This window comes from Nonomuraea jabiensis, from assembly GCF_014204795.1.
In the GTDB taxonomy this organism is placed as follows: Bacteria; Actinomycetota; Actinomycetes; order Streptosporangiales; family Streptosporangiaceae; genus Nonomuraea; species Nonomuraea jabiensis.
The window spans coordinates 11,789,757-11,803,773 of record NZ_JACHMB010000001.1 but is presented as its reverse complement, the minus strand read 5'-3'; the positions used below and the strand labels follow the sequence as shown (position 1 = coordinate 11,803,773).

Below are 14,017 nucleotides of genomic sequence, written 5' to 3'. Positions count from 1 at the left end.
CCCTGCTCATGAAAGGGGACCGGTGACCGACTCGGCCGCCGCCACCACGCCGCCCTCGGCGACCAGGCGTACGGCGGACTCGATCTCCGGCGCCAGGAACCGGTCCGGGCCGGGGGCGGGCACGGTCTCGCGCAGTGCCCTGACCACGGCCGCGGTCGCGGGCGCGGGCTCCAGGGGGGCGCGCAGGTCGAGCGCGCGGGCGGCGGTGAGCACCTCGATCGCCAGCACGCGGGAGAGCCCGTCCACCGACCTGCGCAGCTTGCGCGCCGCCGACCAGCCCATGGACACGTGGTCCTCCTGCATGGCCGAGCTGGGGATGGAGTCCACGCTGGCGGGCACGGCCAGGCGCTTGAGCTCGGAGACGATGGCCGCCTGGGTGTACTGGGCGATCATGTGGCCCGAGTCCACGCCGGGGTCGTGGGCCAGGAACGCCGGCAGGCCGTGGTTGCGGGCCACGTCCAGGAACCGGTCGGTACGCCGTTCCGACATCGAGGCCAGGTCGGCGGCCACCACGGCCAGGAAGTCCAGGACGTACGCGATCGGCGCGCCGTGGAAGTTGCCGTTGGACTCGACGCGGCCGTCGGCCAGCACGGCGGGGTTGTCGACGGCGCTGGCCAGCTCCCACCCGGCCACGGTGGCGGCGTGCGCGATCGTGTCGCGGGCGGCCCCGGCGACCTGGGGGGCGCAGCGCAGCGAGTAGGCGTCCTGGACGCGGGTGCAGGACTCCGGGTCGCGGTGGCTGGCCATGATGCCGGAGTCGCGCAGGACCTTGGTCATGTTGGCGGCGGACAGGGCCTGGCCGGGGTGCGGCCTGAGCGCCTGCAGCTCCGGCATGAACACCCGGTCGGTGCCCAGCAGCGCCTCCACGCTCATTGCGGCGCTGACGTCGGCGGTCCTGACGAGCGCCGTGAGGTCGTGGATGGCCAGGATGAGCATGCCGAGCATGCCGTCCGTGCCGTTGATGAGCGCCAGGCCCTCCTTGGCGGCCAGCTCGACGGGGTCGATCTGGGCCTGCTTGAGCGCCTCGCCGGCCGGCTGGAGGTTCCCGGAGCCGTCGCGTACGACGCCCTCGCCCATCAGCGTGAGCGCGACGTGCGCCAGCGGCGCGAGGTCGCCCGAGCAGCCGAGGCTGCCGAACTCGTGCACGACCGGCGTGATGCCCGCGCTGATCAGCGCGGCCAGGGTCTTGGCCGTGGTGGGCCTGATGCCGGTGTGGCCGGTGGCGAGCGTGTGCAGGCGCAGCAGCATGAGCGCGCGTACGACCTCGGTCTCGACCTCGGGGCCGCTGCCCGCCGCGTGGGAGCGCACCAGCGAGCGCTGGAGCTGGGCCCGCAGGGCCGGGTCGATGTGGCGGGTGGCCAGGGCTCCGAAGCCCGTCGAGATGCCGTACGCGGGCGTCGGGCTCTCGGCCAGCTCGTCCACCCGCTGTCGGGCCGCCGAGATGGCGGCCAGGGCGTCCTCGGTGAGCTGTACGGGGGCGCCGTGGCGGGCCACCCGGATGACGTCGTCGAAGGTCAGGGGCTCGGGTCCGACGTTCACGACCTCGTTGTCGCGCATGGGGCGTCTCTCTCGCTGCTCGCTAGGTAACCGGCGTAACCGATGTTAGCTCCTTACTCGGGAACAATGCGGCCAGCCCCTCCCTGCCCTCGTCGGTGAGGAGCACCGCCCTGGGTACCTTGCCGCGCCGGTACCAGTCCCGTTCGAACAGCACCTCGGTGATCGCGGCCCCCAGCGCCCCGCCCAGATGCGACCTGCGCTCGGTCCAGTCCAGGCACTCGGGCGCGAACCGCCTGCGCGACCTGCGCGCGCCGTCCACGTCCACGCCGATGCCGGCCAGCAGCCGCTCGCCCGCCTCGGTCAGGTCCTGCGCCGCGTAGTAGCCGCCCTCGGTGAGCCGGTCGAGCAGCCCCACCCCGGCCCGTCCCGCGAGGTGGTCGTAGCAGGTGCGGGCCTCCTCCAGCATCCTGGCCTGCCTGGACTGGCGCAGGGACCGTACGGGCGGGCGGGCGCTGACCCTGGCCAGCACCTCCAGCACCTCGGCCACGTCGTGCCCGGCCAGGCGGTAGTAGCGGTGGCGGCCCTGGCGTACGACGTCGACCAGCCGCCCGTCGAGCAGCCTGGACAGGTGGGCGCTCGCGGTGGCGGCGCTGACCCCGGCCACCCTGGCCAGCTCTCCCGCCGCCAGGGCCCGCCCGTCGAGGAGGGCGGTCAGCATGGCCGCCCTGGTCGGGTCCGCGATGAGCGCGGCGACGGGCGCTATGTCGGCGTCACGAGCGATGTACTCCATGCGTACGACGCTAGTACGGCGACATTTCGACACACGCCGAAGGGTCAGCCGCGCCTGCCGAGCGCCTTGCGGATCAGCTCCCGCGCCCGCTCCATCAGCGCGATCGGGGTGCCCATCAGCACGTTCTTGGTGGCGCTCTCCGTGCCGGGGTGCGGGCGCAGCGGGGCGAGGCTCTCGGCCGCCCGCACCGCCGCGGCCATGGCCCGCCGCTCGACCACGGAGGTGTTCGCGCGCAGCTTGACGAACTCGTACCGTTCCTCGCTGCGGGCGTGCGCGGTCACGGCCAGGCGCAGCTCGCCGAGCCGCTCCCAGAACTGCGGATGGTCCACCCCGCCCTTGTGGAGGGCGAGGAGGAGCTGTTTGGCCCGGTTCTCCTCGGTCAGGCGATCGCCCACGACGCCCTGCCCGTTGTCGAGCTTCCTGCGCGCGTACGGATGGACGATCTCCTCCTCGGCGGTCTCGTGCACGGACAGCATCCGGGTGAGGCGGTCGAAGGCCTCCTCCACCTTGTCCGGCGGCGCCTGCTCCACCTCGTCGAACAGGTCCCTGATCTGGCTGTGCTGGATCACCAGCAAATCGATGACATCTTGTTCACCCACGCCCGCGCCCTACCCGGGCCTCCGGCAGGCACGCGCCCCCTTACCGAACGCGGGCCGTCAGAGGACCGAAAGCGGAGGTTGCCGCATTTAGCCCCGGGTAAGCGCAGCGACATGGCCTTCGACCCACTGCAGGAGCGGGGTATCCCGCTGGACGACCAGCTCCGCCACTGGAACGAGCTGAACGTCACGCCGATCGACCCCGACCACACCGACCCCTACACGCGGTCCCGCATCATCACCATGAACGGGATTGAGACGGAGGCGATCTTCTTCAGCCACCAGCTCGCCCGCCACTGCCCCGACACCGGGATCAGGCAGCAACTGGCGCGGGTGCGCTACATCGAGGCCCAGCAGCAGAAAGCGGTCAACTGGCTGCTGCCGGGGCTGTCGTCGGTGCTGGAGACCACGATCGCCTACGAGCAGGCGGCGGTGGACCTGACGGCGTGGGCGGCGCGGATGGAGCCGGACGAGTACCTGAAGCAGGCCTACCAGTTCGGCCTCCTGGAGCACCTCGACCACCTCTACCGGTACGCGAACCTGTACGAGCTGATCGAGCACCGCGCGACCGAGAAGATCGTGGGCCGGGTGACCGAGGTGATGCCGGGGCGGCCGACGCACCTGCAGCACCGGGACCCGGTGGACAACGTGCGCGAACCGTACGACCGGCGAAAGACGGAGCCGCTGTCGCGGCTGCACGCGCTCACCGTCATGGCGGTCGAGCAGCAGATCATGAACTTCTCCATGACCGCCGGCCCCATGTGCCTGGAGCCCGCGGCCCGCCGGCTCTACCAGGAGATCGGGCTGGTCGAGGAGGGGCACCTCACCCACTACGAGTCCCTGGCGGACGCGGGCGAGAGCTGGTGGGAGCGGCTGCTCAACCACGAGTACAACGAGTGCTACCTGTACTACTCGTTCCTGGAGACCGAGTCGGAGGCCCGGGTGAAGGGCCTCTGGGAGCTGCATCTCAACATGGAGCTGGAGCATCTGCGGCTGGCGGCCGAGCTGTTCAGGCGGTTTGACGGGCGCGATCCCGACCAGGTGCTGGCGCAGGCGTGCCCGCCGCCGATGACGTTCGAGCCGAACAAGGGCTACCTCCGCGACCTGCTCGCCACCCAGGCCGACCGCACGACGCTGGGCACCGGGTACGTGCTGGAGGAGCACGAACGGTTCCGGAGGATGCGGCAGGCGCTGGCGGGCGGGGAGCGGCCGCCGTCCGAGCGCGTCATCGAGGACAACCGCGCCGTTTCCGGCCGGGACTACCGCCTGGAGACGGAGACGCCGTACCCGGCGGGCGTGTCCGGCGGCCCGCAAGGCCGCTAACCGGCCTACGGCGCTCACCGCGCTCAGGGCCTCCCAGTCCGGGCCCGTGCTCAGGGCCTCCCAGTCTGGGCCGGTGGCGTTCGCGTCGCGGGGTCTTTGCCCGGGGCGCTCGACTTCGCGTCGCGAGGCCCTTGCCCGGGGTGCTCGACGAGCTGGTCGCCAGAGCCCAGCCCGTCGCTAGAGTCGGATCTCATGACAGCAGTTGCTCTCGTGACCGGCGCGTCGCGCGGCCTGGGTGCCGTGATCGCGCGCAGGCTGGCCGCCGACGGCCTGGCCGTCGCCGTCAACTACAACCGGAACGCCGCCGGCGCCACGAGGGTGGTGGACGAGATCCGGGCCGCGGGCGGCACCGCGGAGGCGTTCCCCGCCGACGTCACGCACGAGCCCGACGTGTCGGCGCTGGTCACGGGCGTCACCGAACGCCTCGGCCCGGTCCACGTCCTGGTGGTCAACGCGACCGGCCCGCAGCCGTTGATCGCCCTGGAGGACCTCACCTGGCAGGCGCAGCTCGACCAGCTCGAGTTCTTCGTCAAGAGCCCGACACTGCTGGTGCAGGCGGCACTGCCGGGCATGAAGGAACACGGCGGTGGACGCGTCATCCAGATCGGTTCGGACGTGGTGGACCGCAAACTGCCCAGCATGTCCGCCTATACCGCGGCAAAGAGCGCCCAGCACGCCATGACCGAGGTCTGGGCCCGCGAACTGGGCCCGCACGGCATCACGGTCAATGTCGTCGCCCCCGGCTGGATCCCGGTGGAGCGGCACGCGGGCCTCGACGAGAGCGGCTACCTCGCGGAGGTGCCCCTGGGGCGTATGGGCACGCCGGACGACATCGCGGCGGCCGTCTCGTTCCTCGCCTCGGAGGGTGGCGCGTTCGTCACCGGCCAGCGCATCACCGTTAACGGGGGTCACACGTGACCTGGGCGAGCGTAATCCAGTTTGGGTACTCGGCCAGGATTCGCTAGAGTTCTCTCGTCGCCCCGGTTAGACGGGGGCGGATGCGGAAGTGGCTCAGTGGTAGAGCATCACCTTGCCAAGGTGAGGGTCGCGGGTTCGAATCCCGTCTTCCGCTCGGAGCTTCCGGCTCGGTGGCGTGGCCGAGAGGCGAGGCAGCGGCCTGCAAAGCCGTCCACACGGGTTCAAATCCCGTCGCCACCTCACAAGGACGATTAGCTCAGCGGGAGAGCGCTTCCCTGACACGGAAGAGGTCACTGGTTCAATCCCAGTATCGTCCACCATGCTCCAAAGCCCCAGCCCACGGCACCTGCCGGGACTGGGGCTTTTGCTGTTCCGCCTTGATCACACAACTCCCACCCGCGCCCCACCACCCACACCCGGGCGCGCCCCGACTGCCCCGCTGCCCCACCCTGGCGGCGACGGACCGGCTGGCCACCCGCACGCGGCGACGGACCGACCGACCCGCTCCCCTCACCTGGCGCCGATCGCCCAACCGCCCTCATGCGGCGGCGACCGACCGGCCCGCCACCCTGACCCGGCGGCGACCGACCGGCCCGCCACCCTGACCCGGCGGCGACCGACCGGCCCGCCACCCTGACCCGGCGGCGACCGACCGGCCCGCCACCCTCACTCGACGCCCACCGACCAGGCCATTGCCCTCACCCGGCGGGCATCGTCACGGGATGACGGTGCCCCAGACGGTGCCCCAGACGGGGCCTCAGCGCGGACAAGAGGGACAGCCCGCGAGGGACGGCGCCCGGGGGAGCGGCCGACTACGCAGCCCCCCGACTCAGTACGACTTCTGGGTCTGGACGTTGAAGTCGTCCATCTTGACCTTCTTGGCCGGATCAGTGAGAGGGTCGTTGATCTCCAGGACGTCCAGCCCCGCCATGATGTCGCTGGAGTAGATGTACCCGTTGTAGTAGTACGCCGACCACGACCCGGCGATGCCGCCACCCGGGAACGGCCCACGTTCGAAGTAGCCGATCTCCTTCGGGTTGACCGAGTCGGTGAAGTCCCAGATCGACACCCCGCCCTGGTACCACGACTGCACCATGATGTCCTTGCCCGGCACCGGGATCAGGGAGCCGTTGTGGGCCACGCAGTTCTCGTTCTCCTGCTGATCCCGGGGGATCTTGAAGTATCCGCGCCGCTCCAGCTTGCCGCCCACGATGTCGTACACGGCGTCCGCGCCCTTCGTGCGCGGCGTGTTCTTGTCGCACGTGGCCTGGCCGCCGCCGCCCAGCTCGTCGCTGAACACGACCTTCGTGGCATCGTTGTTGAACGTCGCCGAGTGCCAGATCTGGAAGTTCTCCGTGTCGGTGATCTGCTGGAGCACCTTCGGATGGACCGGGTCGGAGATGTCGAGGAGCACGCCGTCGCCGAAGCAGGCGGCCGCGGCCAGCTTCTTCTCGGGGTACGCGGTGATGTCGTGGCAGCCGGAGGCGAGCTCGGAGTGCTGCCGCTCAGGGAAGATATCCGGCTTCGCCACGATTTTTGCGGACTGAGGCGACTTGGTCGGGATCTCTACGATCTGGATGAGCTCGTGGGGCGGGGGGCAGGTCTTCGACTCGGGCTCGGGGCCGGGCGAGGAGACGTACACGTAGAGCGTTTCCCCGGCGGGGACCATCGTGTGCGTGTGCGAGCCGCAGTCGGTCCTGACCGCGCTCAGATACTTGGGGCTCTTCTTGTCGCTGATGTCGAAGATGCGCAGCCCCTCCCAGTCCCGGCTGCCCTCGCTCGAGTCGCACCCCTCGCCGTCGCGCGGCTCGTCGATCGACAGGATGAGCAGGTCGCCGTAGACGGAGACGTCATTCTGCTGGGCCGGGCAGGACACCGTGCTCACCAGCTGAGGTTTGGTCGGGTTGCTGATGTCGTAGATCGCGAACCCGCCGAAGTTTCCCACGAACGCGTAGTCACCCTGGAACGCCAGGTCGGTGTTGATGTCGTCCCGGCCGTTCAGCGGGGCGGGCCGGGGCATCTGGGCGACGAGTTTGACGTTGTCGCTCGTCATCACGTCACTGGTGGAGGACGGTTTGCCGGCTGGAGCGCTGGTCTTCTGCGTGGAGGTGTCGGGCGTCGAGGCCCCGGACGCCGTCTGTCCCGCGGCGCAGGCCGAGGTTAACAGCAGCACCGTACACAACAACGCTCCGCGCAACTTGGCAGAGATCAACGCGCATTCCCCTTTGTCTCGTAGTTCACTATGGAAGCTATGTCAGTGGGTACGCGCCCGCGTGCGGTCTTCATCACAGTTGTGACCACAATCGTCCTTGCCGCCTGCTCTCAGGAGCCCGCCGGTCCTTCCCCCGTGGGCACGGGGGCGCCGGTGCTCGTGCCGGGGAGTCCCGGGGCGCCGGGCCGTACCGCGACGCCGGGGGAGCGGGTCGGGCAGACGCCCAGGCCGACGGTGGCCTCGGACGTGCGCTTCGCCGAGGCCATGATCCCCCACCACCGCCAGGCCCTGGAGATGACCTCACTGGTGAACGACCGTACGACCACGGAGACCATCCGCGCGTTCGCCCGCCAGATCACCGCCGCCCAGACCCCGGAGATCAAGGCCATGACGAGCTGGCTGGCCGAGCTCGGCCGCTCCGCCCCGGACGGTCACACGCACACCCAGGCGGCAGGGTACGGCATGGCGACGCCCGAGGAGCTGAACGCGCTGCGCGCGAGCAAGGGGGCGGCCTTCGACCGCATGTTCCTGCAGCTGATGACCAGGCACCACGAGGGAGCGGTCAAGATGGCGGGGGAGGAGCTGGCCACCGGCCGGGACCAGCGCATGCGGCTGATGGCGAAGGACGTGTACTCGGGTCAGAGCATCGAGATCGCCCGCATGCGCAAAGTCCTGGAAACGCTGCCTGGCTAGCCCCGTTTTCCGCATGTGAGGTTGTTTGAAGATCGCTGGGTTGCTGTGGTGATCGTTGTCGCGGTATGACCTGGCTGGTGAGACAGCGCGCGGAGTGGGGTCGGGCCAGTGTCGAGAAGATACTGGGAGCGTTACCGGTGGTGGCAGGGTTCTGCTCCCGGCTGCGGATCCGGGAGCTGGTGGATGCGGCCTGCCCCGTACGCGATACCGCAGAGCTGACTCATGGCCAGGTGATCGAGGTGCTGGTGGCCAACCGGCTGACCTCGCCCGCTCCGCTGGTGCACGTCCAGGCATGGGCCAGGCAGTGGGCGGTGGGTGAGGCGTTCGGCGTCGAGCCCGAGTTGCTGAACGATGACCGGATCGGGCGTGCTCTGGATGCCATCGCCCCGCATCTGGATCAGCTCGTCGGATCGGTCGGGCTGGCCGCGATCGAGGCGTTCGGTATCGACGTGACCCGCTTGCACTGGGACATGACCTCGATCTCGCTGCACGGCGACTACGACGATGCCGAGTCCGGCTTCGCACGACCCAGGTTCGGTCATCCCAAGGACCGGCGGCCGGATCTGAAGCAGATCCAAAGCGGGATCGCCGTCAGCTCCGACGGCGCGATCCCGGTCTTTCACCGTGCCTACGACGGCGCCGCAGGGGAAGTGGCCCAGGTCATCGGCGCTATGCAGGCCCTGCAACGGCTGGCCGGCCCGCAGCAGGTCCTCATGGTCGGCGATTCCAAGCTGATCTCTTACGCCAACCTGGCCGCGATGATCGCCGATGAGGTGGGTTTCATCGCCCCCGCCTCCAAGATGTTCATCAGCGCCCAGACGCTGGCCGGCCTCGATCTGGCCACGGCCCGGCCGGTGGATTACATCGCCGCCCGCGACGCCGGCAAGAGCGCCGACCGGCGCGGCGTCTGGCACGTGCACGAAGACACCATGACGCTGGCCGGGCCGCGCAAGAACGACCCGGTGCTGAGGCTGCGGCGCATCTTCGTGCATTCCTCGGCCCGCGCCCAGGCGGCCGCCAGCGCCCGGGCCAAGAAGCTGGATCGGGCTCGCGAAGATCTGGTCCGGCTGGAACGCGGCCTGGGCAGCCGCCACTATCCCGACGAGCAGGCGGTCACCGACCGGATCACCGCGATCGGCCGCGCCCGCCGGGTGAGCGCCTACCTGACCGCTGAGACCGGCACCGACCGGCTCACCGGCAAGCCCACCCTCGCCTGGCACTTCGACGCCCACGCCCTGGACGCTGAAGCCGCCACCGACGGCTGGTACGCCTTGCTGACCAACCTCGACCCACGTCAGGCCGATACCGAACAAGTGCTGCGCCACTACAAAGGCCAGGAAGCCGTCGAGCGCCGCTACCAGGCGTTCAAAGGCCCGCTGGCCGTCACCAACCTGTACCTCAAGAACAACCGCCGCATCAACGCGCTGATCACCGTCATCTGCCTGGCCCTGCTCATCTTCTGCCTGATCGAACGCCAAGTCCGCCTCGCACTGGCCGCCCGCGGAGCGACCAAGGTCGACGGGTTGTACGCCGGCAGGCCCGCCGTTCCCACCGGCAAGCTCGTCCTGGACGCGCTGGCCGGCATCCGGCTGATCCCGGGCATCGGGCAGTCACCCCCGACCATCCCGCAACCCACCGATCTTCAACTCCATCTCCTGGACCTCCTCGACATCGATCCACGAGACCTCCGCTGAAGATCGCTCACATGCGGAAAACGGGGCTAGCGGGTCAGGAGGGCCAGAGCATATTGGTCAGCTCGGCGTCGAGGTCCATGTAGTCCGTCTCACGGCCCGCGGGGACCTTCTCGTACGTACGGTGGAGAAACTCCGTGAGCGGGGCCAGCGGCACCTCGAAGAGCGCCTGCCCGAACGGGGACGTGAGGCTGATGTGCAGCGTGCGCTCGCCATCGGCACGCGCGGGCCACACCTGCACGTCGCCGTCGCCGACACGCCTCACGATGCCCACAGTGAGCAGTTCGCGAGCAAAGATCCACTCGACCGGCTCGTCATTCCCCACGTGGAAGGCCATGCGTATGGCGTAAGGATCGTCGGCTGTGTAACTCAGTCCGGCGAGCAGGGGGACGGTAGTACGGTCGGGGACCACAAGCCGAAGGCCAAGCTCGGCGGAGACGGTGGTGCTGTGCATCGTCAGCCAAACCTTTTTGTCGTAGGTCCCCTCTTCGGGGCTTTCACTGCTCTGACGGACTTCGTCCTGAGCTATGACGCGGAACGAAGAAACCTGTAGGAAAGATTCCGCTCCAGGGGCCTTCTGTAACGCACATCACAGCTGGACATTTAGGCATCTACCAGGCTAAACGTGATCAAATCGGGTCGTATTTACGAGGGTTTTGCGCGTTGTGGAGCCTGTCCCGCCACCCCGACCATGAACGTTTCTCACCAAAAGATCGCGATCGGTGCCTAACGGAACAGGACGATGGTATGCCACCGACCCACCCCGCCGGTGGGCAACCGCCGCGTTTCACCTGAATCCCTCCCACCGCCCCGTCGTCCTCACCCCGGAACCTCCCCCGATCCTCCCCTCAGCAACCCCAGAGCAACCGCACAGCCACCTGCGAACCACCTCGCCTCCACCCTGCATCCACCGCCCGATCGCTTCGCTTCGCCAGCAGGTGCCAGAGTGCGGTATGGTTTTCCCCGTCGGCACCGCGAGGGACCGGCAGGGCGGGCGATTAGCTCAGCGGGAGAGCGCTTCGTTCACACCGAAGAGGTCACTGGTTCGATCCCAGTATCGCCCACCACGAAGATGCAGGTGAGACGGGGTTTCGGAGAGATCCGGAGCCCCATTTTTCGTGTCTGGAAGTCGATGGGAGCCAATCGGGGAGCCATCTCACTCGGACTCTCTACCCGTGTCGGCTGTCGCCCAAGATGATGTTCATCGTGTGGGCACCTTTGGTGATCACCGGCCTGAGCTGCAGCCGGTAGACCGCTTTCGTGACGCTGGTGCCCGCGTTCCCGACGGGATCGGCGATGGTCTCGATGGGTACGCCCTGGTCGCTCATGATGGAGACGAACGAGTGACGCAGCTCGCGGGGCGTCCAGGCGGATCCGATCCCCGCTTCCTTGGTGATCTTGCGGAATGCCCGTCGCACGTTTGACGCGTCGAGCTGGGTGCCGACGCTCGTGCAGAACACCAGGTTGTGATCTTGTCATGCCTCGCCGGCCTTGAGCTTGTGGGCGGCTTGGCGGGCGTGGTGTTGCCGGAGGGCTTGCGCCGCCAGCCTGGGCAGTTCCAGCATGCGCCGCGATTTGCGCAGACCGAGAGCCGAACCCTATCCCGGCAGAAGCCCGCCCGTTCCGGGTCCTCGTGACCGGCTCCCGCTCTTGGAGCGATGAGCGGACCGCGCCAGCGATCGCTCTGCTGTCACGCGCCGGGAGCCCGGTATGCCACCTCCATCCGCGTGGCCTCATCGATCTCCTCCGGTGTCAGCAGGACGATCGTGTTTGTCCGCACAGCCCCGGACGCCGACACTGCGAGGCCCAAAGCAGCTTCGGCCGCATTGCTCGGCAGATCCATGATCACGAACGTGTCCGTCTCTCCGAACGCGAAATACATCTGCTCGACTCGCCCGCCAACGCTTTCCGCCAGGCGCTCGACCGCTTGCCGACGTGCGGTGCCGCCGTCTCGCAGCAGCCCGCGCAAGCCTTCTGTGGTGTAGGTGGATTGCAGCAGGTACTTGGGCATGGTCGAGCTCCTCTTCTCGTGGCGCCACCTCACGCTGGAGAGCGGCAACCGCAGTCATGAGGACGGCGTTCTCGGCTGCGGATGAAGGTAATCCCACTGGCGGTCCTGGTTTCCCCCTGCCGCCCCTACCTGAAGAGAAGACCGATGCCTGAAGACCTCCGCCCGCTGATCCGGCTGGACGTCGATGGCGTCCTCAACGCCTGGCACCGGCAGGGCCCGCACTGGCAGACGCACGACGCCGTCTCCGACATCGGCACGTTCAAGGTGACCTCAACTCATCGGCTTACCCGAGCTGCCCGTCATCATGGTCAGCTCCGGCCCGGAGGTTCCACGCGTCACCCAAAACCGCCGCCAGTCGCCGAGTAGGTGGCGCGACTACACGCGTTGGCGCCTGACACGAGGCCCCGGACCTGTGGAGATCCGCGGTTTCCGGGATGTCTGCGAAGTTCCAGGGTGCGGCAAGAAACATGAGGCTCGTGGGTGATGCGACCGTCACTACGCACGTGGCGTTCCAGGCGGGGAGGTCGAGTCAGCGCGCTCTTACGTGCGTAGTGACGACGAGCGGCGGGTGTTATCACGGATCGTCAAGACGAAGACGATTTTCGGGGAATGCTGGCTCTGGACACTGCGGCACACCGTGCGTCATATCAAGTCTTCGTTGGACCATCCCGACTGGACGCCAACTTGGCCCTCACCTACGCAGGCATGTTCTCCCGCTTCTTCACGCCCCGCTGCGCCGGCTGCTGCCATGCTCGCGGCATCACAACAGGGCCAGGAACACCAGTCAACGAGGTCGCCGAGAAGCGGATCAAGGCGGAGCGCGACGACACCACGGTGGAGACGTGAACCTCCTTGACCTCGACGAGCCCTCCACCCGAGATCACGTCACGAAGTGCGCGGCGTGCAAGCACACCTTGAAGATCTCAGAGTTCCAAGCGTTGGGTCTCGGCCAGACCGCGCGTCCAAGCTCGGCCTTGCCCCACGCAAGCCTCTACGCATCACAGGGCTGGGGAAGTGGCGGGACTGCGAAGGGCGGATTGATCTGCTGCACGATGCGTGGTCATCGACATCACGCCAGTGTCACGGCGCGGCGACGGGGGCCCCGGTAACGATGGGGTGGAACGCACATGTCTCTGATCCCGAGAAGAGGAGACATCCATGCAGAACAAACGGCGCTCGATCATCCTCGGAGTAGCGTTCTTCGCGACTCTCGCCACGTCCACTGCGACACAGGCCGCAGCCGGCCCTCCCATGGAGATGCACGTCGCTCCAGCGACCGCAGCAGCCCCTCCTTCTCCCTCGCCGTACCAGGAGGGCTACAGCAAGGGGATCTCCGAGGGGTACCGGGAAGGACAGGCGCAGGCTTTGAAGCACTGTGAGGACACCGTGGGCTGGCCGCAATGGCCATCGGGTGCTTACGGAGTCGGCTACAGCGATGGCTACATGCTGGGATGGGGAAGAGGGATCGAGGACGGCAAAGCGAAATACTGTCGGCCCTCATAGTCGGACGGCGGTGAACAGGCCCGCCCTCAGGGAGCTTCGTGGAGTGGCGAGGTTCGACTGGCATGAGGACGACGGTCTGGCCGATCTCTTCGCGCAGGCCCTGCTGGCGCTGGCGGCTCTTCCCGTACGGGCACTCATCTTCGCGTTGGAGCTGCTGCTGCGCCGCTCGTCGCAGCGTGCCGAATACCGGGCTGACGAGCTGGGCGCGCGGGTGGCGGGCTCCCGGGCCACGGTCTCGATGCTCGATGCGCTGACCACCCGCTCGCCGTCGGCCGAGGGGTTCCTGGAGCCGAGCGCGGTCGTCTTGGGGGCCTCGGATCTGTGGGACGAACTGCAGGCAACGGTGGCCGCGGTCCCGGACGAGGAGCTCGAACGTCGTCGCCAGGCCGCCCGCGATCATGATGGACGATGACGGTCAGGCCGCCGACGGCCGCACCTTCGGCGCGTTCTGGCCGGCAGGGTGAGGTTGTACGAGCACTGGGGCGTCCGACACCACCACGACGGAATACGGCAGGCTCGGGGACGGGAGGTCGGAACCGACCAGGTCCTCCAGGATCGGAGACTGCGTGCGCTGCGGGGGAATGGTCAAGCGGAACGGTCCCAACGGCTGCCCGCCCTCCGTGCAGAACGTGAGCTCGACGTGGGCGCTGGCGGAGCTGACGTTGAGCAGGCTGAGCTGGTCGCCGGGCATGCATCCGTCGGTGATCGCCATTTTCCAGTTCCCTACCATGGTGCTCATGTGCGACTCCCGTCTGATGGTGCGGCAGTCGTCCGCTACCCCGG

The 14,017-nt window shown here is 68.4% G+C and carries 14 protein-coding genes and 4 tRNA genes; 10 read left to right on the top strand and 8 right to left on the bottom strand.

All coding sequences use genetic code 11. The features are described from left to right. Window positions 1-6 precede the first annotated feature (6 nt). From hutH to HD596_RS53905, 3 genes are read right to left on the bottom strand one after another with little or no spacing between them, the layout of a single operon-like run. The gene (hutH, locus tag HD596_RS53915) at window positions 7-1,557 is read right to left on the bottom strand and encodes a histidine ammonia-lyase (RefSeq protein WP_185077171.1); all 1,551 of its coding nucleotides are present in this window, start codon (window positions 1,555-1,557) and stop codon (window positions 7-9) included. A 22-nt stretch (window positions 1,558-1,579) separates the two neighbouring features. Next, on the bottom strand, window positions 1,580-2,287 hold the full coding sequence (locus HD596_RS53910; protein WP_185077170.1) for an ArsR/SmtB family transcription factor: 708 nt from the start codon (window positions 2,285-2,287) through the stop codon (window positions 1,580-1,582). A 44-nt stretch (window positions 2,288-2,331) separates the two neighbouring features. Further along, window positions 2,332-2,886, bottom strand: a complete 555-nt coding sequence (locus tag HD596_RS53905) for a hemerythrin domain-containing protein (RefSeq protein ID WP_185077169.1) — start codon at window positions 2,884-2,886, stop codon at window positions 2,332-2,334. Between the two features lie 111 nt (window positions 2,887-2,997). On the opposite strand from HD596_RS53905, the gene HD596_RS53900 reads away from it, so the two are divergent. From HD596_RS53900 to HD596_RS53880, 5 genes are all read left to right on the top strand, one after another. Beyond that, the gene (locus tag HD596_RS53900; RefSeq protein WP_185077168.1) at window positions 2,998-4,206 is read left to right on the top strand and encodes a hypothetical protein; all 1,209 of its coding nucleotides are present in this window, start codon (window positions 2,998-3,000) and stop codon (window positions 4,204-4,206) included. Window positions 4,207-4,398: 192 nt separating this feature from the next. Further along, on the top strand, window positions 4,399-5,124 hold the full coding sequence (locus tag HD596_RS53895) for an SDR family NAD(P)-dependent oxidoreductase (RefSeq protein WP_185077167.1): 726 nt from the start codon (window positions 4,399-4,401) through the stop codon (window positions 5,122-5,124). 82 nt (window positions 5,125-5,206) lie between these two features. Then, window positions 5,207-5,278: transfer RNA gene (locus HD596_RS53890), tRNA-Gly, on the top strand. A gap of 15 nt (window positions 5,279-5,293) precedes the next feature. Further along, a tRNA-Cys gene (locus HD596_RS53885) sits at window positions 5,294-5,364 on the top strand. Window positions 5,365-5,369: 5 nt separating this feature from the next. Beyond that, window positions 5,370-5,444: transfer RNA gene (locus tag HD596_RS53880), tRNA-Val, on the top strand. Window positions 5,445-5,953: 509 nt separating this feature from the next. Here HD596_RS53880 and HD596_RS53875 read toward each other — a convergent pair. Next, window positions 5,954-7,297 (bottom strand): LVIVD repeat-containing protein, encoded by a 1,344-nt coding sequence (locus HD596_RS53875; RefSeq protein WP_313047024.1) that lies wholly within the window; start codon window positions 7,295-7,297, stop codon window positions 5,954-5,956. A 120-nt stretch (window positions 7,298-7,417) separates the two neighbouring features. Here HD596_RS53875 and HD596_RS53870 point away from each other — a divergent pair, with 120 nt between their 5' ends. Both HD596_RS53870 and HD596_RS63215 read left to right on the top strand, forming a co-directional pair. After that, window positions 7,418-8,029: a DUF305 domain-containing protein gene (locus HD596_RS53870; protein WP_313047023.1), complete on the top strand. Its 612-nt coding sequence runs from the start codon at window positions 7,418-7,420 to the stop codon at window positions 8,027-8,029. A 65-nt stretch (window positions 8,030-8,094) separates the two neighbouring features. Further along, window positions 8,095-9,723, top strand: a complete 1,629-nt coding sequence (locus tag HD596_RS63215) for an IS1634 family transposase (protein ID WP_185077164.1) — start codon at window positions 8,095-8,097, stop codon at window positions 9,721-9,723. Window positions 9,724-9,757: 34 nt separating this feature from the next. Here the strand turns inward: HD596_RS63215 and HD596_RS53860 are convergent, their stop codons facing one another. Next, entirely contained in the window at window positions 9,758-10,174 is a 417-nt protein-coding gene (locus HD596_RS53860; protein WP_185077163.1) for an SsgA family sporulation/cell division regulator, read from the bottom strand. A gap of 538 nt (window positions 10,175-10,712) precedes the next feature. On the opposite strand from HD596_RS53860, the gene HD596_RS53855 reads away from it, so the two are divergent. After that, a tRNA-Val gene (locus HD596_RS53855) sits at window positions 10,713-10,787 on the top strand. A gap of 102 nt (window positions 10,788-10,889) precedes the next feature. Here the strand turns inward: HD596_RS53855 and HD596_RS53850 are convergent. Together HD596_RS53850 and HD596_RS53845 are read right to left on the bottom strand one after the other, a co-directional pair. After that, window positions 10,890-11,180 carry a tyrosine-type recombinase/integrase gene (locus HD596_RS53850; RefSeq protein WP_313047021.1) on the bottom strand — a complete coding sequence of 97 codons (291 nt, stop codon included), beginning with the start codon at window positions 11,178-11,180 and terminating at the stop codon, window positions 10,890-10,892. A gap of 230 nt (window positions 11,181-11,410) precedes the next feature. Then, window positions 11,411-11,731: a GYD domain-containing protein gene (locus tag HD596_RS53845; RefSeq protein ID WP_185077162.1), complete on the bottom strand. Its 321-nt coding sequence runs from the start codon at window positions 11,729-11,731 to the stop codon at window positions 11,411-11,413. Window positions 11,732-12,415: 684 nt separating this feature from the next. On the opposite strand from HD596_RS53845, the gene HD596_RS53840 reads away from it, so the two are divergent. Together HD596_RS53840 and HD596_RS53835 are read left to right on the top strand one after the other, a co-directional pair. Then, window positions 12,416-12,577: a hypothetical protein gene (locus HD596_RS53840; protein ID WP_185077161.1), complete on the top strand. Its 162-nt coding sequence runs from the start codon at window positions 12,416-12,418 to the stop codon at window positions 12,575-12,577. Window positions 12,578-13,277: 700 nt separating this feature from the next. Beyond that, on the top strand, window positions 13,278-13,646 hold the full coding sequence (locus tag HD596_RS53835) for a M48 family metalloprotease (protein WP_185077160.1): 369 nt from the start codon (window positions 13,278-13,280) through the stop codon (window positions 13,644-13,646). A 3-nt stretch (window positions 13,647-13,649) separates the two neighbouring features. On the opposite strand, the gene HD596_RS53830 is transcribed toward HD596_RS53835, so the two are convergent. Continuing rightward, a complete protein-coding gene (locus HD596_RS53830; protein ID WP_185077159.1) occupies window positions 13,650-13,973 on the bottom strand; it encodes a sensory rhodopsin transducer in 324 nt (107 codons plus the stop codon). Between the last annotated feature and the right edge of the window lie 44 nt (window positions 13,974-14,017).